We start from the raw sequence: 16,470 nt of genomic DNA, 5'->3' as shown, positions 1-16,470 counted from the left end.
ACCTTTCTTACCCTTTTACGAGTGATACAATTTTTTCTGCTCCGTCAGCCATAGAATCAGCTGCTGTAATATCTAATCCTGACTCTTGAAGTATTTGCTTTCCTAATGCCACGTTCGTTCCTTCGAGTCGTACAACGAGAGGAATCGTTAGACCTACTTCTTTAGTAGCTGCTACAACACCTTCTGCAATAACATCACATTTCATAATGCCACCAAAAATATTGACATAAATACCTTGAACATTTTTGTCCGAAAGAATAATTTTGAAGGCTTCAGTCACTTTTTCTTTCGTAGCTCCGCCACCCACATCGAGAAAATTAGCCGGGTCTCCTTGATAATGTTTAATTATATCCATCGTTGCCATGGCAAGACCTGCACCATTAACCATACAACCTATATTCCCATCAAGAGAAATGTAACTTAAGTCATACTTAGAAGCTTCTATTTCCTTTTCGTCCTCTTCATCAAGGTCGCGAAATGCCATGACGTCTTTTTGGCGATATAACGCATTTGAATCAAAATTCAATTTAGCATCTAAAGCCATGACTTTTCCATCACCTGTCGTCACTAATGGATTAATTTCGGCTATTGAGCAATCTTTATCTGAAAATACCTTATAGAGACCCATCATAAACTTGACCGTCTCTTTCACTAGATCGTTTGGAATATTAATATTAAATGCTAGTCTTCTAGCTTGATAAGGCATGAGACCAGCTACAGGATCAATCACTTCTTTGAAGATTTTTTCGGGTGTTTTTGCAGCCACTTCTTCAATTTCTGTCCCCCCCTCTTCAGATGCCATCATCACGATTCGAGAGGTTGCTCTGTCCACTACAAGGCCGACATAATATTCCTTTTGGATATCACAGCCTTGTTCAATTAATAAACGCTTAACTTCCTTTCCTTCTGGTCCAGTTTGATGCGTGACAAGCGTCTTCCCTAAAATGTCATCGGCATATGTACGCACCTCATCAAGGTTTTTAGCCACTTTTACCCCACCGGCTTTGCCTCGACCACCTGCATGGATTTGCGCCTTGACAACGTTTACATCTGTCCCCAAAGTTTTGGCTGCTTCTACCGCTTCATCTACGGAAAAAGCCACTTTCCCTTCAGGCACAGCCACACCATACTTTCTCAATAATTCTTTTCCTTGATACTCATGGATATTCATAACCATCCTCCTTACTGAGTCAAAAAAATGATGTTTTAGAGCTGCATAGCCTTTTACTGCTACACATGTCGCAGTTACATGAGACATCTCTTCCTTTCAGAAGAAAAACATGAAAAGAAATTTAGTCGTTTATTTACTTTTCACTCAATACATATTCTACTATAGTTTCCGACAATTTTGTGAACTTTTCACCCGAAAAAAGATATTTTTAACTTTTTATTGTATTCTATTCCCATTTTAAAATTTTTAACACATAGCTCCGAAGAAAACATAAGCTAGTAAACAGATTACGAGTGCAAGACAGTTTTCTTCAGATATTGCTATATAGATCTTCATCTCTGCCTTCTCCCGACAGTCATACAGTCGCTGTGTGATGAGTAGTTAATACAACCAAAAACACCCATAAACAAATAGAAATGACATCAATCAGTAGCATATGATGATTGATGTCATTTTTTCCTACTATTTATGCTAAATGACGTTTCATGAGACTTAACTAGACCTGTTGGAGGGAGCGCTAAATCTTAGTTAGTCTGTACCAAATAAAATAGAGCGCAGTTTATTTAACAAGAATCATTCTTATCCTCAGGCGATTTCTCTGTTTTTTTTCGTTTTAAGAGTCTTTTCGTCACGTCATGTAGATGACTTTGTTGTTCCAATTCCCCCTGTGAGCGATAAATCCCGAACTCATGAGCAATTTCTTCCTTATATTCGTTTAAATACTCCTCTATACCTGGAACGACGAGTGGTGATACCTTTTTCATAATGGTCATCCTCCTTTTCGCTTAGGATAACCTTCTTTTTTTAAAACAACACACATTTTAACGACACTTAAGAACGTCTCTTAACTAATTCCTCACGATCAATATGATAAATAAAAGCAAAAACCTCAGCTACTACTTCATATAGATTCTCAGGAATTCGGTCATTAAGCTCTAATTGTGAGAGAATTTCAACGAGAGAGGCATCTTGCTGAATTGGAATTTGATGCTTTTCTGCCCGTTCTATTATCTCCTCCGCTACATATCCTTTTCCTTTAGCTTTGATTTTAGGGGCAGAATCTTTCGTTATATCATATCCAAGTGCTACTGCACGTTTATGATAAGGGGGTGAGTCATACTTTTTTCGATCGGTCATATCCGAATATCCACTCCTTGATAGCCGTTTTCATCTGTATAACCTCCGAACTGTTTCTCCTTTAGCCTATGATCTCCACCCAACGTCTCATTTGCAGGTTGCTTCCAATTTATCGTAGACAGTTGATAATCAAGGTCCTGTAATTTCTCTTTTAGCAAGGGATACCATGTTAGTTGTACTGAATTAGGTTTAGCTATTTCATTGTAGACGGTTAACGAAATAACACGGTTTTGAATTTGAACATCCACAACTGTCTCATCAATTGTTTCAAGCTGTAAATAAAACAAAATTCGACAGTGCGACTCATCAATTGAACCGTCTGGCTTTTGCCGACCTTCCCATTGAATCGTCATATCTTGATACGTATCCGTTAATTTTATAGGAATTTGAAATAACGTATGTTGAATAGGTCCCTGCTGATCTGACGACATTAACTGATAGCCTGTCAACCGCTGTAATAAAAATTCTGCTTGCTCTCTAACATGTTGTGGCATTGATTGTGTTTGCTGCAAGAACTGTAAAAGGGTCGATTTTAAAGTTGCTTGCTTTTGAATTTCACTCGTTTGCTGGGCACTTTTTATATCTGTTTCATGCTGCAGACCAAGCTGCTGTAAAATAGCTTTTATTAATGGTTCCCCAGCTGCTTTTCCAGAAAATTTAAAAGTTTCAGGTTGTGAATTTTCAATTAAAGTCCATAGTTCACGTAAAGAGTCGGAAGGCATCCCTCGAAGCCATTCAGACAGTTGAGTCAAAACCTGTTGTGGCTGTCCTTTAGGGTTTAAAACCTGCAATAATTGAGCGGTTAAATCTCGTTTATCATTACTTACTCCTTGTACCATTTGTATAAAGAGTGATTTAGCATCTAATGTTTGTAACGAAGTAGCCTGATGTCCCTGGGGCCACAATTGACGTATGGCTGGCTCATTTTCACTTCTTAAGAGATTTGCTTTAACCTGTTCATAAAAGGCTTTTTCATTTAAACCAGTTGGGATAATTCCCAACTGTCTCGCCACTTGCCAAGCTTGTTGTTGAAGTGTGTTGTCACTACTTTGCAGCTGCGACAACAGTGTAGTGAGGTTTGAAGTTGATGCTGTCATGGCTGTTCGCCCTAGTAATTGGGCTAAACTATCCTGCAATCGCTGACTGGATGGGTCTTTCATGGATTGTAATGCCGTCATAAGCTGCCCCATTGTTGCAGAAGAGCTTTGCTGACTTTGTAACGCTGCCATCGCTTGAAATGTCTCCTTTGTTAAAGGGAGTCCTTTCTGGATCATCATGGACAGGAGATTAAGCGACTGTTCTTGAGATAATGAAGATTGGGTTAAAATGTTAGCACCGTCACTCACATTCCCTCTTGTAAATGGAAGATTTAAGTGTTTTAAATGGTTCAACACCTTTTCTTCTAACGTGCCTCCCTTGAACCCTAATTGCTGTAAAAGTGCTTGCTGATTCGATGATGTGCCATTGTCTGCCGTTCGCTGTCCTGGAACGCCTTCAAGTACTTTCAACTTTGGTATCCCTCCGCCTGAGAGCACTCTAAACCAGTATTTTTCACCCTTTTCTAATTGGGCTTCTAATTGTGCAGATAAATGTAGGCCACCTAATTTTAGTTGAGCCATTTGTCCAGGATAGAGCTGTGTGATGGCACCTTGAAAGACTTGACCAGGTCTTAGGGTGACAGCTTTTGAGTTGACAGAGTCAACCCTACTTATCATACTTTGTATGAGTTTTGTATCTAACATGTCAGGGTCTCCTCCTTACCAGCAGATGTTTGACGTATTATAGATGTTTTTTTACAGGCGCAAAACTTTTTCGATGCTCTTCTTCAATAATGCCATAAGTTTTTAACGCCTCTAAGTGACCGCTTGTTCCATATCCCATGTGCTTGTTAAAACCATATTGGGGATACTTGTTATGTAGATTTTCCATATAACGATCTCGTGTCACTTTTGCTACTACTGAGCTTGCAGCAATCGTAAGTGACCGCATATCTCCCTTAATTAAATTTTTTGCGGGCATTTTTATTGGCAGCTCCATAGCATCGACTAACAGATAATCAATCTCTATCTTTTCTATCTGTTTAACAGCACGCACCATTGCCGCTTTAGATGCTTGATAAATATTTATGTCATCAATTTCACGTGCTGTAGCGATTCCTACACCAACATCAACAGCTTCCTTTAATATCACATCATAAAATGTTTCTCGGGTAGCTTTTGATAGCTGTTTAGAATCTGTTAAACCTAAAAGTTTAAAATCTCGTGGCAAAATGACACAAGCAGCTACTACCGGCCCTGCTAATGGCCCTCTGCCGACTTCATCTATACCTGCTATTGCTTTAAAACCTTGTTCATATATCTCCCGTTCAAAAGCCGTCATATCAACATGTTGTTGCTCTAAAACATACTGATATGTTTGCTGTTTTTTCCAACGTTTTATAAGCTGTTGAACGCCGGACCTTTCATCACGTTGTAATTCTTTCAACAATGGGTGGTCCTCATTCTCTATGTCTACTAACAATTCTTTTATTTCGGCTATCGTCTTTCTTGCCATAGTAAGTCACTTCTCCTCTCTTTTTTATCGGCAATGTATCTTTATTTTTCAACTATGTGAACTAAATTCATCATCATACAAGACACACCTGTTAACCACGATAATCACTATCTTTCTCTACACCTATTATGTATTGTAGAAGAACTAGCAAAATTAAGGTAGCTGTGTCATTTACTCATATTTATCATTAAAAGCGCCTATGAGGCTATTTAGTTGACGTATTAAATAGACCTTCATCTATTACGAAAGTCCTTAATGCTACAGCATAATACTGTAATTAAAGCTAGTAAACAAGTAATCCCTCACGACCTGTGAGGGATGCTATATGTAAGAGAGAGCTTTAATTCTTACCTGTCCTTGAGTGACAAAGTATAATGAGAATTAAATTGCGTTTTCGTTTCATACAATACACGGTCATGGACAACTATGTACATCATCAATCACCCAATCTTTAAGCAAACATGGCACCAATCATCAAAGCCTACTGATTGGTGCCATGTATAAAATACTTTTTAATAGTTATATGCCAGCCTTTGAATTATTTACAACCAAACATCATTCATGGACGTTCTAAACTAATATGACCTAACTTCCCTTGTCGAAAATCTCTAAATATCATTTCTGCTGTTCGATCATAATCAACTAATCCTCCAGCGACCAGACATCCTCTTCTCGTTCCAATGTCATCGAGCAACTCAGTGATGTCTTCAGCTATTGTTTCTAAATGATACCTTTCTTTTAATCGTTCTGGATAGGACGTTTTTAATTCATTTAATAAAAAAACAATGGTTTCTTGAAAATCAAAAATTTCCTCTTTAATCGCACCCGTCAGTGCAAGACGAAAACCCACGTCTTGATCTTCAAATTTGGGCCAGAGGATACCTGGCGTATCAAGAAGCTCCATTTCTTTTCCAACTTTAATCCATTGTTGACTTTTCGTCACACCCGGACGATCACCTATCTTCGTTATTTTTTTATTTGCCAGTCGATTAATCACAGTAGATTTTCCTACGTTTGGAATGCCTAATATTAATGCGCGCAAGGCTCGAGGATTCATACCTTTTGCTCGGAATTTGTCCAATAAAGGTTTTGCTAGTTCTCTTACTTTCATTGGGATATCTTTTATACCTTTACCTAGCTGGGCATCAACTGTTAAAACAGCAAAATTCTTTTTTTCAAAATATTGAACCCATTGTTTTGTTAATTGGCTGTCAGCTAAGTCCGCTTTGTTTAAAAGGATTAGGCGAGGTTTATGAGAAGTTAAATCATCAATCATGGGATTCCGGGAAGATAGGGGAATACGTGCATCCACAATCTCAATCACCACATCGATTATTTTAAGCTTCTCTTGTACTTCTCTCTTTGCTTTTGCCATATGGCCCGGATACCACTGTATTGTCATTCTTTGTTTCCTCCTAGTCTACAAACCTTATTTCCTGAATAGGCCAGATAACAAAGTTTGCTTTACCGACCACTTCATCATAAGGAATCATACCAATCTGTCGGCTGTCTCTGCTCCGTTGACGATTATCACCTAAAACAAAGACATGTCCTTCCGGCACCGTCTCATATCCTGTAACATCTTTAATATGAAAATCTTCAGTTAAGGGTAGATACTCAGCTTGTTCTTTATAGTCATCTAAGTATGGCTCATCTACAGATTCACCATTCACATATAACATATCATCTCTATATTCTATCGTATCACCTGGCAATCCAATAACTCGTTTGATGTAATCTTTATTTTGTGGTGCATGAAAAACGATGATATCAAATCTCTCTGGTTCAGAAATATTGTAACCGATTTTATTAACAAGCATACGATCGTTATGTTCAAGTGTCGGCATCATCGACTGTCCATCCACAACAATTGGAGCCAGCAAGAAATATCTAATGCCAATTGCAAGAATTAACGCTACCGCTACCGCTTTAATCCATTCCCACGATTCCGATCTACCCATTAGTCATCCATCCTTTAAGCTAATATAAAGCTCTCCATTTATTAGCTTCACGTGCCCAAGCTACTAACTAATATTAACATATTTCCTTCACTCTGTTTACTAATTTAAATCAGGTTTTATACGTTTCACCTTCTAATTTCAACTGAACAGGTAGTCTCTTTATTTGACCGATGGTAAGCTACACCGTTTCTAAGAGACGGTATAACTTTTCTATATGACTATTTTGGTGGTTTATTATCACACAATATGTGTCCACTTATAAAAACATAAGTAAAAAAGGAGCTTTTGAGTAAGCTCCTTTTAATACATTATCTTTCTTTAATACGAGCCGCTTTACCGCGTAGGGCACGTAGGTAGTAAAGTTTCGCACGGCGCACTTTACCTTTTCTCGTAACTTCAATCTTATCGATTCTTGGAGAGTGAACTGGGAATGTTCTCTCTACTCCAACACCGTAAGATACTTTACGAACAGTGAATGTTTCACTGATTCCAGTGCCACGGCGTTTAATAACAACACCTTCAAATACTTGGATACGCTCACGAGTTCCTTCTACAACTTTCACGTGAACACGAAGCGTGTCTCCTGGACGGAAATCTGGAAGATCAGTTTTCAATTGCTCTTTAGTGATATCACGAATAATTTGTTCCATGATTCTGTTCGCCTCCTTCCCTGCAGATCTTCTTGTCTCAAATAGGACAGCGGAACATCTTGATCTGGCTAAAGCCACAAGGAATATATTATCATATGACACAGATGATCTCAACTATTATTTATTTTTAGACTTTAAAGAATGAAGATAAGCTATGTCATCATCTGTTAGGTTGGCACTTTCCAACATATCAGGACGTCGTTCATATGTGCGCCTTAACGACTGCTGACGACGCCAAACGTCAATGTTTTTATGATGGCCTGATAGAAGGATATCAGGGACCTTCATGCCTCTATATTCAGCAGGGCGCGTATAATGAGGATATTCTAAAAGGCCAGTACTATGCGAGTCCGTTACTGCTGACTGATCATTACCTAGCGATCCAGGTAAAAGCCTTGTAACACTATCTGCAATAACCATAGCACCAATTTCCCCCCCTGTAAGCACATAATCTCCAATAGAAATTTCTTCGTCGATTAGATGTGCGCGAATCCTCTCATCATAGCCTTCATAATGACCGCAGATGAGAATAATCTCATCTTCTTTTGCCAGCTCTTCAGCTTTTTGTTGAGAATAAGGTTCGCCTTGTGGACATAGTAAAATAGTACGTGGCTTTTGCTTGTTAGCCGTTTGCCCCTGCAAATCTTCAACCGCATCAAAAAGCGGTTGTGGTGTTAATACCATTCCGCCACCGCCACCATATGGATAGTCATCTACTCGATTGTGTTTATCCTTCGCGTAGTGACGGAAATTCACGACATTATAAGAAACGACACCTTTTTGCTGGGCTTGTTTAAGGATAGAGTGAGAAAAAAGGCCATCAAACATTTCTGGAAACAATGTTAAAATTGAAATCTTCATCCATCCAACAGCCCTTCCATAGGCTCAATAATCACTTTGTTTTCTTCAAGTAATATACTTTTGACGACTGACTCAATATAGGGAATTAAAATATCCTTCCCCTTCTCAGCTGGAGCGATCACCCAGACGTCATTGGCACCTGGCGAAAGAATTTCTTTCACGGTTCCAACCAAACGCCCATCTACCGTCTCTACATGTAAACCAATGATCTGATGATAATAAAATTCATCTTCTGCTAACTGATCTTGTAACGTGGTTGCATCTACTTGAAGAAGAGATCCTTTAAATTTTTCAACCTCGTTGACGTTGTCGAACCCCTCGAAAGTAATGAGATCAAATTGTTTATGCTGACGCCATTTAGCCACTGTCACTGGTAATCGTTCGTTTTCAGTTTTAATGTAAAGTGTGTTACCAGTACTGTACCGTTCCTCCTGAAAGTCCGTTCTTGAAATCACGCGCACTTCTCCGTGAATTCCGTGAGTATTCACAATTTTACCCACGTTAAGCCAATCAGTCATCTTGGACGCCTCCGTGACGAAGTTCATGAACCATACCATCTTTAATGACGATTTCAGTCCCTTTCATAATCTCTTCCCAATTATCGCCTTCCTCAACTTGTTCGATCATTTGAATCGTACCTTCTCTTAATTCTGCACCCAACTCAAGCTCATCTAACTGACCGAGTTTAAGCTCCAACTGACGCAACCTTTCCTTTCGTCGAGCTGTTTCTTTATTAAAACTTTCCTTAAGGGATGCTTGATAATTAGCACTTGTATTTTCTTTCATTTTTTTATGTAATACAAATTCTAACTGTTTAAGTTCTTTTGTAATTTGATATTGTCGTGCAAGAAACTGCTCTTTTAATTTCGTCCGACTTTCATCTGTTAAAATTTGCTTCACGACCACTTTTTTTATAATTTCCAAAACGTTGCACCTCCATGTAATCACTTGCTCTGTTTATTCTACCATAAGAAGGGACGACCATACGGAAAAAAGGGAGAGGTTTCCCTCGCCCTTCAACCAATTTCCAACTGAACACGCTTGTTTTGGTTCGCTCCAGCTGCATTAACAACCGAACGGATTGCTTTTGCTATACGCCCTTGCTTACCGATCACTTTCCCCATATCATCTTCGTGTACTTCCAGTTTCAATGTGAGTGAACGGCCATTCTCTACCTCAGTTACACGAACGTCTTCAGGGTGATCTACTAGCGCTTTCGCAATTGATTCAACCAGCTCTTTCATGTCACTCACCTTCTTGGATTATTTCACACGAAGGGCTTATTTAGCGTTCTTCGCGTTGTGAAGTTGTTCCATAAGACCAACGTTTGAGAACAGGTTACGAACAGTATCGGAAGGCTTCGCACCTTCAAGCATCCATTTTAACGCTTTTTCTTCATCAACGTTAAACTCAATTGGATTTTTCAAAGGGTTATAAGTTCCAATTTCTTCAATAAAACGACCATCACGTGGGGAACGGGAATCCGCTACAACCACACGATAGAACGGAGATTTCTTTGCTCCCATTCGCTTTAAACGAATTTTAACTGCCATGTGTTTCACCTCCATAAATCTTTCACACAGTTAATTATACTATCATAAAAGATACTTAGTAGCAACCCTAGTAAAGTAAAAAAACTTTACAGCTTTATTTTTAAATCATTTCCCCTAAAATAAGGCTACATGAAAGGGAATTTCATGCCGCCTAAGCCACCTTTTTTCTTCCCTTTACCTTTTTGCATACCTGTCATTTGTTTCATCATTTTTTTCATTTCACCAAATTGCTTAATGAGACGGTTGACTTCTTGAATAGAGGTCCCGCTTCCTTTAGCAATACGTTTTCGCCGACTGGCATTTAAAAGGTCTGGGTCTTCCCGTTCTGCTTTCGTCATTGATTTAACAATGGCTTCAATGTGGGTGAGTTGTTTTTCATCCACTTGAGCATTTTTAAGACCTTTCATTTTACCTGCACCAGGCATCATGTTTAGCAGTTCATCCAACGGCCCCATGTTGCGTACTTGTGAAAGCTGTTCAAGAAAGTCATCAAATGTTAACTCGTTCGTACGCATTTTTCTTTCTAATTCTTTAGCTTTTTTTTCATCTACGTTTGTTTGGGCTTTTTCAATTAACGTGAGTACATCGCCCATGCCTAAAATACGTGATGCCATGCGCTCAGGATGGAATGGTTCAAGAGCATCAATTTTTTCACCCATCCCTGCAAATTTCACTGGTGTACCCGTGACAGCTTTAACTGAAATAGCAGCCCCTCCACGTGTATCACCATCGAGTTTCGTGAGTATGGCCCCCGTTATGTCCAGGCGTTCGTTGAAGTTTTCCGCTACGTTAACAGCATCTTGCCCTGTCATAGCATCTACGACGAGAAGGATCTCGTCTGGAGAAGCGACCGCTTTAATGTCTTCAAGTTCATTCATTAACTTTTCGTCAACATGAAGCCGGCCAGCTGTATCAATTAAAACATAATCATGATGCTCTTCTTTTGCTTTTGCGATCGCCTGCTTAGCTATCTCAACTGGACTCACTTGGTCACCTAATGAGAACACAGGCATATCCAATTGTTTTCCTAGCGTTTCAAGCTGTTTTATAGCCGCGGGCCGATAAATATCCGCCGCAACCATTAAAGGGTTTCTATTATGGTTTTTTCTTAGATGGTTAGCTAGCTTTCCCGTGGTCGTTGTCTTCCCTGCACCTTGAAGCCCGACCATCATGATAACAGTCGGAGGCTTAGAGGCACTAGCAATTTTACTTTGTTCACCGCCCATAAGCTTTGTGAGTTCTTCATTAACTACTTTAATAACTTGTTGTCCCGGTGTTAAGCTTTCTAAGACTTCCTGGCCAACGGCCCGTTCCTTCACATCGTTTACAAACTTTTTAACCACTTTAAAGTTAACATCTGCTTCAAGCAATGCGAGACGGACTTCACGCATCATTTCTTTAACATCCTGCTCAGACACTTTTCCTTTGCCACGAATTTTCTTGAGTGTACTTTGCAGGCGTTCAGCTAATCCTTCAAATGCCATACATCTTGCCCCCTATTCCAGTTCCTCGAGTAATCCAACAATCTGGACTATACGATCGGGACTTTCGTTCTCCTGAATCATCACTTTTAACGTGTTAAAGTGTTTCTGCCGCTGTTCGTACTTTAAAAAGAGCTGAAGCTTTCTTTCATATTCCTCCAACAACGCTTCTGTTCTTTTTATATTGTCGTAGACCGCTTGGCGGCTCACATCAAAATGCTCTGAGATCTCACCGAGTGACCAATCATCCAGATAATACAATTTCATATAATGGTTTTGTTTATTTGTTAATAGAGATTGATAAAAATCATACAAATAGTTCATGCGGATTGTCTTTTCAATCAAAAACTCCACCGCCTTGTTAAGGTATTTGCCTTTACAAGTGTTTATCTTACTAGACAATTGAAAGGTGTGTCAAATGATGTATTAAGGTTTTAGAACTAAAAGAAGCTAATGCTATTCTTTTGCAACTTCTTCTGCTTGCTCTAGAACATCAGCAAATAAGCCGTGCACATATTGGTCAGCTTGGAATGTCTGTAAGTCATCGATTCCTTCTCCAAGACCTACAAGTTTAACAGGGATATCGAGTTCATGCCTGATGGCAAGAACGATCCCCCCCTTAGCTGTCCCATCAAGCTTTGTTAAAACGATCCCTGAAACATCCGTCGCTTTACCGAAAGTTTTAGCCTGACTCATAGCATTTTGGCCAGTGGTCGCATCTAACACAAGTAAAACTTCGTGCGGGGCATCAGGCACCTCTTTTGTTAATACACGTTTTACTTTTTCTAACTCGTTCATTAAGTTCACTTTATTTTGTAAGCGGCCAGCTGTATCACAAAGGAGGATATCGGCTCCTTTTGACTTAGCCGAATGGACAGCGTCATACATAACAGCCGCTGGGTCTGATCCGGACTGCTGCTTGATCACATCAACACCTGCTCGCTCCCCCCATACTTCTAACTGCTCGATTGCCCCAGCCCTAAATGTATCTCCAGCTGCAAGAATGACTTTTTTTCCTTCTTGCTTAAATTTGTGAGCCAGCTTCCCTATCGTCGTTGTTTTACCTACACCATTTACGCCTACAAAGAGAATGATCGTTAACCCATCTTCTTTTAACTTTAGTTCAGTTTCATCATCCGACTTCTGCAGAAGCTCTGCTAATTTTTCAGAAATGACTGGTTGAATGTCTTTGGCATCTTTAATGTTTCGTCTTTTCACTTCATCTTTCAACTCATCAATTAATGTTAATACAGTGTGAACGCCCACATCAGCTGATATAAGGATTTCTTCTAGTTCCTCGAAAAAATCCTCATCTACTTTACGATAATCCTTAATCAATTCATTCATGGCACCGACGAATGAATGGCGTGTTTTGGATAATCCATCTTTGAATTTCTCGGTCACGGAGTCCGTTTGGTCAGTAATTGTTGCTTTTAATCTTTTAAAAAAACTCATGTATACGCGCCTCCACTTAACTCTTTTTAGCCTTGTGCTCCCATTAATTCTTTTGTTTCTTCCAATCTCACCGATACCATATTTGATACACCTGACTCTTGCATCGTCACACCGTAAAGCACATCCGCTTCCTCCATCGTCCCTTTACGGTGAGTCACGACAATAAATTGGGTATCCTTACTAAATTCTTTTAAATAATGTGCAAACCTTGCAACGTTAGCTTCATCTAGAGCTGCTTCTACTTCATCTAATACACAAAAAGGAACTGGACGAACTTTTAAAATTGAAAATAACAGGGCTATCGCTGTTAAAGCCCGTTCGCCTCCTGATAGAAGAGCAAGGTTTTGCAGTTTCTTCCCTGGAGGCTGAGCGACGATTTCTACGCCTGTTTCTAGTAGATTCTCAGGGTCAGTTAATTCAAGACTAGCTCGTCCCCCTCCAAACAACTCAGTAAACACCCCTTGAAAGTGTGACTGTATTTGATCAAAGGTATCTTTAAAACGTCGCGTCATCTCCTCATCCATTTCTGAAATTACTTGATGGAGAGTGGCTTTTGCTTCTTCCAAATCTGTTTTCTGTGCAAGTAAAAAGTCATATCGTTCTTTTACTCGCTCATATTCTTCAATCGCTCCTACGTTGACGGTTCCTAATTCATCTATAGCCATTTTAATAAGCTTAACATGCTTCTTCGCTTCCTCTAGATCGGTTTCCAGAGGAAAGCTAGCTTTAGCTGCATCAAAGCTCAGTTCATAATCATCTTGAAGTTTGTTTAAACGCGTGTCGAGCTCAACATCTAATCGGTTAATTTTAACTTCTTCCTCATGAAGGGTTTGGGATGTAAATTTCAACTGACGTTTTAATTCTTTCGTTTCCTGCTCCAAGTCATCATGGGTCTGCTGCATATTTAACCGATCCGAGCGTCGTTTAGAAATTAATTTAATCGTTCGGTCTTTTTCAGCTTTCCGTTTAAGAATTTCCTCATCTAGTGAGTAAGCATCTACTGTTTGGTCTGATAACTCCTTTTCCAACTGACTGAATTCCTGATCTTTTTCAATCATTTCCTGTGAGACACGCTGAAGTTCGTTATTCAATCGCGCCACCGTCTCTTCAATATACCCCTTTTGTTCTTCCTCTTTGGCAAGGCGGACTTTCACTTCGGTTAGTTTTTCTGACAACTCATCTTTTACTGACTGATCCTGCTTTTGGCGACTCGCTATGTCTTCTATTTCGCTGTTAATTTCCTGAGTCTTCTTATCGGCCGCTTCTATCGTTTTTGCCAATTCTTTAATACGCTCTTGTTTTTCTATCATATCCCGCTTGTAGTCATCATATTCCAAGTCATATACTTCTAATCTCTCATTAAGGCTATCTTCGGAAAGTTGTATTTCTTTTAACTCAGCTTTCTTATTTTGTTCTTCCAAACGAAGAGATTCTCCTCTTTCTGTTAAATCCTTCATTTTTTGTTGAATTGCAAGGCGCGTTTCTTTTAAGCTTGTTACTTGCTGTTGTAAGTCACTGCTCTGTTTTTCTAATATCACTAGCTTTTCAGAAAGTCTGTCCAACTCCTTTTGCCTTCCGAGAATCTGACTCTTATTTTGCTTTAAACTTCCGCCTGTCATGGCACCACCGGGGTTAACAATATCACCATCTAATGTGACAACTCTGTATCGATGATTCAATGTTTTAGCCACGAGTTGCGCCGCTTTTATGTTAGTTGCAACCGCTACGTTTCCAATTAAATGCTTAATCACATTGCTATATGTGTCCCCGGTTTTGATAAGCTCGCTTCCAATTCCTACAAAACCTTCTAAGCTTTGAATCCGCTGTAAGTCGTGAGTTGAAATAACTCTTGGCTTAACAATATTAATTGGGAGAAAAGTAGCTCGTCCTAGGCGACGTTCCTTGAGGTAATGTATTGCTTTACGCGCTGTGGCTTCATCTTCAACGATGACATGTTGTTGGGCTGCTCCTAAAGCTATTTCAATCGCAGTCTGATGCTCTGGATTTACTTCAATCATTTCTGCTACAGCACCGTGAACACCTTGAAAGGTACGATCTCTTTCTTTTAATATTTCTTTTACTCCTTGAAAAAAGCCTGCATAGTCATTTTGCATATCCTCGAGTACATCTTTTTTTGATTTAAGTTGTTGAAGGTGATGTAATGCTTCGTAAAGAAGTTTTTCTTTTTTTTCATAGTCGCTATCCGTTGCTTGAACTTTCTGCTTTACGCGTTGATAGCTTCCAAGCAGCTCTTCTAACTCCTCTTTTAATGCTTCCCATTCTTGTTGGACAATGGAACGCTTTTCCGCTTTCTCTTGTCGCCTCAAGATAAGTTCCTTATTGTCCTGCTCAAGGCGTTGACGTTTTTGTTCGTTTTTTTCCACTTGCTCTTTTAAATAAGTTTGTTCATTTTTCTGCGAAGCGCGTTCATTAAGCCATTCTATGTAATCGGCTTTCAATTGTTCAATACGCTCTTCAGAATCTTCTTCTATGGCCGTTAGTCTTTTTTCCATGTCTTCTTGCTGCTGTCTCGTTTCTTTCACTTGAGCTACTTTTTCATTTAAGAGCTTATTTTGTTGATGAAGTTCTTCGGCTAATTGCTGCTTCTTCACTTTTAATTGATCAATCTCTTGAAGAAACTGTTCTTTGTTTTGAGTGAAATTTTTACGTCGTTCTTTCCATACTTCTTTTTGCCCTTCCTGTTTTTCAAGATCCTCAGATGTACTAAGTAACATTCCTTGCAAATCATCAATGGCTTCATCCATCGTTTGCATGTCTGAGCGATATCGTTGAATGTTCGCTTCGTGATTTTTAACTTCCGTTGAAAGTTTTGCTTCCTTGTCCTGCAAGCCTTCCCATTGTTTTTTACTATCTGACCATTCGGCATGTAAATCTTCAATTTCTTTAGCGAGCACGCCAACTTCACTATTTTTCAACTCTTGTTTTTTCTCCAAATATTCTGTTGCGATTGATGCTTGTTCTTTTAGAGGCTCTACTTGGCCTTCCAACTCATAAATAATATCTTTAACACGGTTAAGATTGTCTTGAGTATCTTCTAATTTCCGTTCTGATTTTTGCTTACGAGTCTTGTATTTCAACACGCCTGCCGCTTCTTCAAAAATCATCCGTCTTTCTTCCGATTTACTACTTAGGATTTCTTCTACTCGACCTTGGCCAATAATAGAAAAAGCTTCTTTACCTAAACCTGAATCCATAAATAAGTCAACGATATCTTTTAGCCTGCACGGCTGTTTATTAATTAAATATTCGCTATCCCCTGAACGATAAACACGTCTGGTAACAGCTACTTCACTATAATCTATTGCCAAATGCTGGTCTTCATTATCTAAAATGAGCGAAATTTCCGCCATATTTAACGGTGCCCTGCTGTCACTTCCGGAAAAGATAACATCTTCCATTTTTGACCCGCGGAGGTTCCTCGCTGATTGTTCTCCTAAAACCCAGCGAATAGCATCTGATATATTACTTTTACCACTACCATTTGGACCTACAACTGCAGTCACCCCGCGAACGAAGTCAATTGACAACCGTTCGGCAAATGATTTAAATCCCACGAGTTCAAGCCTTTTCAGGAACAATGACATTCACCTCGAATTCACTAATAATACACGCTTCATGTTAATAAGA

17 protein-coding genes are annotated in these 16,470 nt (G+C 39.3%); all 17 read right to left on the bottom strand.

The features are described from left to right. Window positions 1-7 precede the first annotated feature (7 nt). The 17 genes from sucC to smc all read right to left on the bottom strand — a co-directional run bounded on the left by sucC (window position 8) and on the right by smc (window position 16,421). Window positions 8-1,171 (bottom strand): ADP-forming succinate--CoA ligase subunit beta, encoded by a 1,164-nt coding sequence (gene sucC / locus BK581_RS01040; RefSeq protein ID WP_078576282.1) that lies wholly within the window; start codon window positions 1,169-1,171, stop codon window positions 8-10. A 563-nt stretch (window positions 1,172-1,734) separates the two neighbouring features. Then, window positions 1,735-1,935: a small, acid-soluble spore protein, alpha/beta type gene (locus BK581_RS01035; RefSeq protein ID WP_078576280.1), complete on the bottom strand. Its 201-nt coding sequence runs from the start codon at window positions 1,933-1,935 to the stop codon at window positions 1,735-1,737. A 67-nt stretch (window positions 1,936-2,002) separates the two neighbouring features. Beyond that, on the bottom strand, window positions 2,003-2,308 hold the full coding sequence (locus BK581_RS01030; protein ID WP_078576279.1) for an EscU/YscU/HrcU family type III secretion system export apparatus switch protein: 306 nt from the start codon (window positions 2,306-2,308) through the stop codon (window positions 2,003-2,005). Further along, entirely contained in the window at window positions 2,305-4,050 is a 1,746-nt protein-coding gene (locus tag BK581_RS01025) for a hypothetical protein (RefSeq protein ID WP_078576277.1), read from the bottom strand. Before BK581_RS01025 ends, BK581_RS01030 begins: the two co-directional genes overlap by 4 nt. A gap of 37 nt (window positions 4,051-4,087) precedes the next feature. Continuing rightward, window positions 4,088-4,861 (bottom strand): ribonuclease HII, encoded by a 774-nt coding sequence (locus BK581_RS01020; RefSeq protein ID WP_078576276.1) that lies wholly within the window; start codon window positions 4,859-4,861, stop codon window positions 4,088-4,090. 559 nt (window positions 4,862-5,420) lie between these two features. Next, window positions 5,421-6,263: a ribosome biogenesis GTPase YlqF gene (ylqF, locus tag BK581_RS01015; RefSeq protein WP_078576275.1), complete on the bottom strand. Its 843-nt coding sequence runs from the start codon at window positions 6,261-6,263 to the stop codon at window positions 5,421-5,423. Window positions 6,264-6,276: 13 nt separating this feature from the next. Continuing rightward, window positions 6,277-6,822 carry a signal peptidase I gene (lepB, locus tag BK581_RS01010; protein ID WP_078576273.1) on the bottom strand — a complete coding sequence of 182 codons (546 nt, stop codon included), beginning with the start codon at window positions 6,820-6,822 and terminating at the stop codon, window positions 6,277-6,279. A gap of 308 nt (window positions 6,823-7,130) precedes the next feature. Then, window positions 7,131-7,472 carry a 50S ribosomal protein L19 gene (gene rplS / locus BK581_RS01005; RefSeq protein ID WP_078576272.1) on the bottom strand — a complete coding sequence of 114 codons (342 nt, stop codon included), beginning with the start codon at window positions 7,470-7,472 and terminating at the stop codon, window positions 7,131-7,133. 117 nt (window positions 7,473-7,589) lie between these two features. Beyond that, on the bottom strand, window positions 7,590-8,333 hold the full coding sequence (trmD, locus tag BK581_RS01000; RefSeq protein ID WP_078576270.1) for a tRNA (guanosine(37)-N1)-methyltransferase TrmD: 744 nt from the start codon (window positions 8,331-8,333) through the stop codon (window positions 7,590-7,592). Further along, window positions 8,330-8,851, bottom strand: a complete 522-nt coding sequence (gene rimM, locus BK581_RS00995) for a ribosome maturation factor RimM (protein ID WP_078576266.1) — start codon at window positions 8,849-8,851, stop codon at window positions 8,330-8,332. The genes trmD and rimM overlap by 4 nt, the downstream gene beginning before the upstream one ends. Next, entirely contained in the window at window positions 8,844-9,257 is a 414-nt protein-coding gene (locus BK581_RS00990) for a YlqD family protein (protein WP_078576264.1), read from the bottom strand. Before BK581_RS00990 ends, rimM begins: the two co-directional genes overlap by 8 nt. 92 nt (window positions 9,258-9,349) lie before the next feature. After that, window positions 9,350-9,577 carry a KH domain-containing protein gene (locus BK581_RS00985; RefSeq protein ID WP_078576262.1) on the bottom strand — a complete coding sequence of 76 codons (228 nt, stop codon included), beginning with the start codon at window positions 9,575-9,577 and terminating at the stop codon, window positions 9,350-9,352. A 36-nt stretch (window positions 9,578-9,613) separates the two neighbouring features. Further along, entirely contained in the window at window positions 9,614-9,886 is a 273-nt protein-coding gene (gene rpsP / locus BK581_RS00980; RefSeq protein ID WP_078576260.1) for a 30S ribosomal protein S16, read from the bottom strand. Window positions 9,887-10,011: 125 nt separating this feature from the next. Then, window positions 10,012-11,370, bottom strand: a complete 1,359-nt coding sequence (gene ffh, locus BK581_RS00975) for a signal recognition particle protein (RefSeq protein ID WP_078576258.1) — start codon at window positions 11,368-11,370, stop codon at window positions 10,012-10,014. A gap of 12 nt (window positions 11,371-11,382) precedes the next feature. Next, on the bottom strand, window positions 11,383-11,712 hold the full coding sequence (locus BK581_RS00970) for a putative DNA-binding protein (RefSeq protein WP_078576256.1): 330 nt from the start codon (window positions 11,710-11,712) through the stop codon (window positions 11,383-11,385). A 111-nt stretch (window positions 11,713-11,823) separates the two neighbouring features. Then, complete coding sequence (gene ftsY, locus BK581_RS00965; protein ID WP_078576254.1) at window positions 11,824-12,822, bottom strand: signal recognition particle-docking protein FtsY; 999 nt, start codon at window positions 12,820-12,822, stop codon at window positions 11,824-11,826. Between the two features lie 26 nt (window positions 12,823-12,848). Then, window positions 12,849-16,421, bottom strand: a complete 3,573-nt coding sequence (gene smc / locus BK581_RS00960) for a chromosome segregation protein SMC (RefSeq protein WP_078576251.1) — start codon at window positions 16,419-16,421, stop codon at window positions 12,849-12,851. Between the last annotated feature and the right edge of the window lie 49 nt (window positions 16,422-16,470).

This window comes from Salipaludibacillus agaradhaerens, from assembly GCF_002019735.1.
GTDB lineage: Bacteria > Bacillota > Bacilli > Bacillales > Salisediminibacteriaceae > Salipaludibacillus > Salipaludibacillus agaradhaerens.
This window is presented reverse-complemented; position numbering and strand designations above follow the sequence as displayed.

Bases quoted from the DNA above. Each gene is read 5' to 3' on its own strand.
- sucC (WP_078576282.1), bottom strand. From the start codon at position 1,171: ATGAATATCCATGAGTATCAAGGAAAAGAATTATTGAGAAAGTATGGT.
- BK581_RS01035 (WP_078576280.1), bottom strand. From the start codon at position 1,935: ATGAAAAAGGTATCACCACTCGTCGTTCCAGGTATAGAGGAGTATTTA.
- BK581_RS01030 (WP_078576279.1), bottom strand. From the start codon at position 2,308: ATGACCGATCGAAAAAAGTATGACTCACCCCCTTATCATAAACGTGCA.
- BK581_RS01025 (WP_078576277.1), bottom strand. From the start codon at position 4,050: ATGTTAGATACAAAACTCATACAAAGTATGATAAGTAGGGTTGACTCT.
- BK581_RS01020 (WP_078576276.1), bottom strand. From the start codon at position 4,861: ATGGCAAGAAAGACGATAGCCGAAATAAAAGAATTGTTAGTAGACATA.
- ylqF (WP_078576275.1), bottom strand. From the start codon at position 6,263: ATGACAATACAGTGGTATCCGGGCCATATGGCAAAAGCAAAGAGAGAA.
- lepB (WP_078576273.1), bottom strand. From the start codon at position 6,822: ATGGGTAGATCGGAATCGTGGGAATGGATTAAAGCGGTAGCGGTAGCG.
- rplS (WP_078576272.1), bottom strand. From the start codon at position 7,472: ATGGAACAAATTATTCGTGATATCACTAAAGAGCAATTGAAAACTGAT.
- trmD (WP_078576270.1), bottom strand. From the start codon at position 8,333: ATGAAGATTTCAATTTTAACATTGTTTCCAGAAATGTTTGATGGCCTT.
- rimM (WP_078576266.1), bottom strand. From the start codon at position 8,851: ATGACTGATTGGCTTAACGTGGGTAAAATTGTGAATACTCACGGAATT.
- BK581_RS00985 (WP_078576262.1), bottom strand. From the start codon at position 9,577: ATGAAAGAGCTGGTTGAATCAATTGCGAAAGCGCTAGTAGATCACCCT.
- rpsP (WP_078576260.1), bottom strand. From the start codon at position 9,886: ATGGCAGTTAAAATTCGTTTAAAGCGAATGGGAGCAAAGAAATCTCCG.
- ffh (WP_078576258.1), bottom strand. From the start codon at position 11,370: ATGGCATTTGAAGGATTAGCTGAACGCCTGCAAAGTACACTCAAGAAA.
- ftsY (WP_078576254.1), bottom strand. From the start codon at position 12,822: ATGAGTTTTTTTAAAAGATTAAAAGCAACAATTACTGACCAAACGGAC.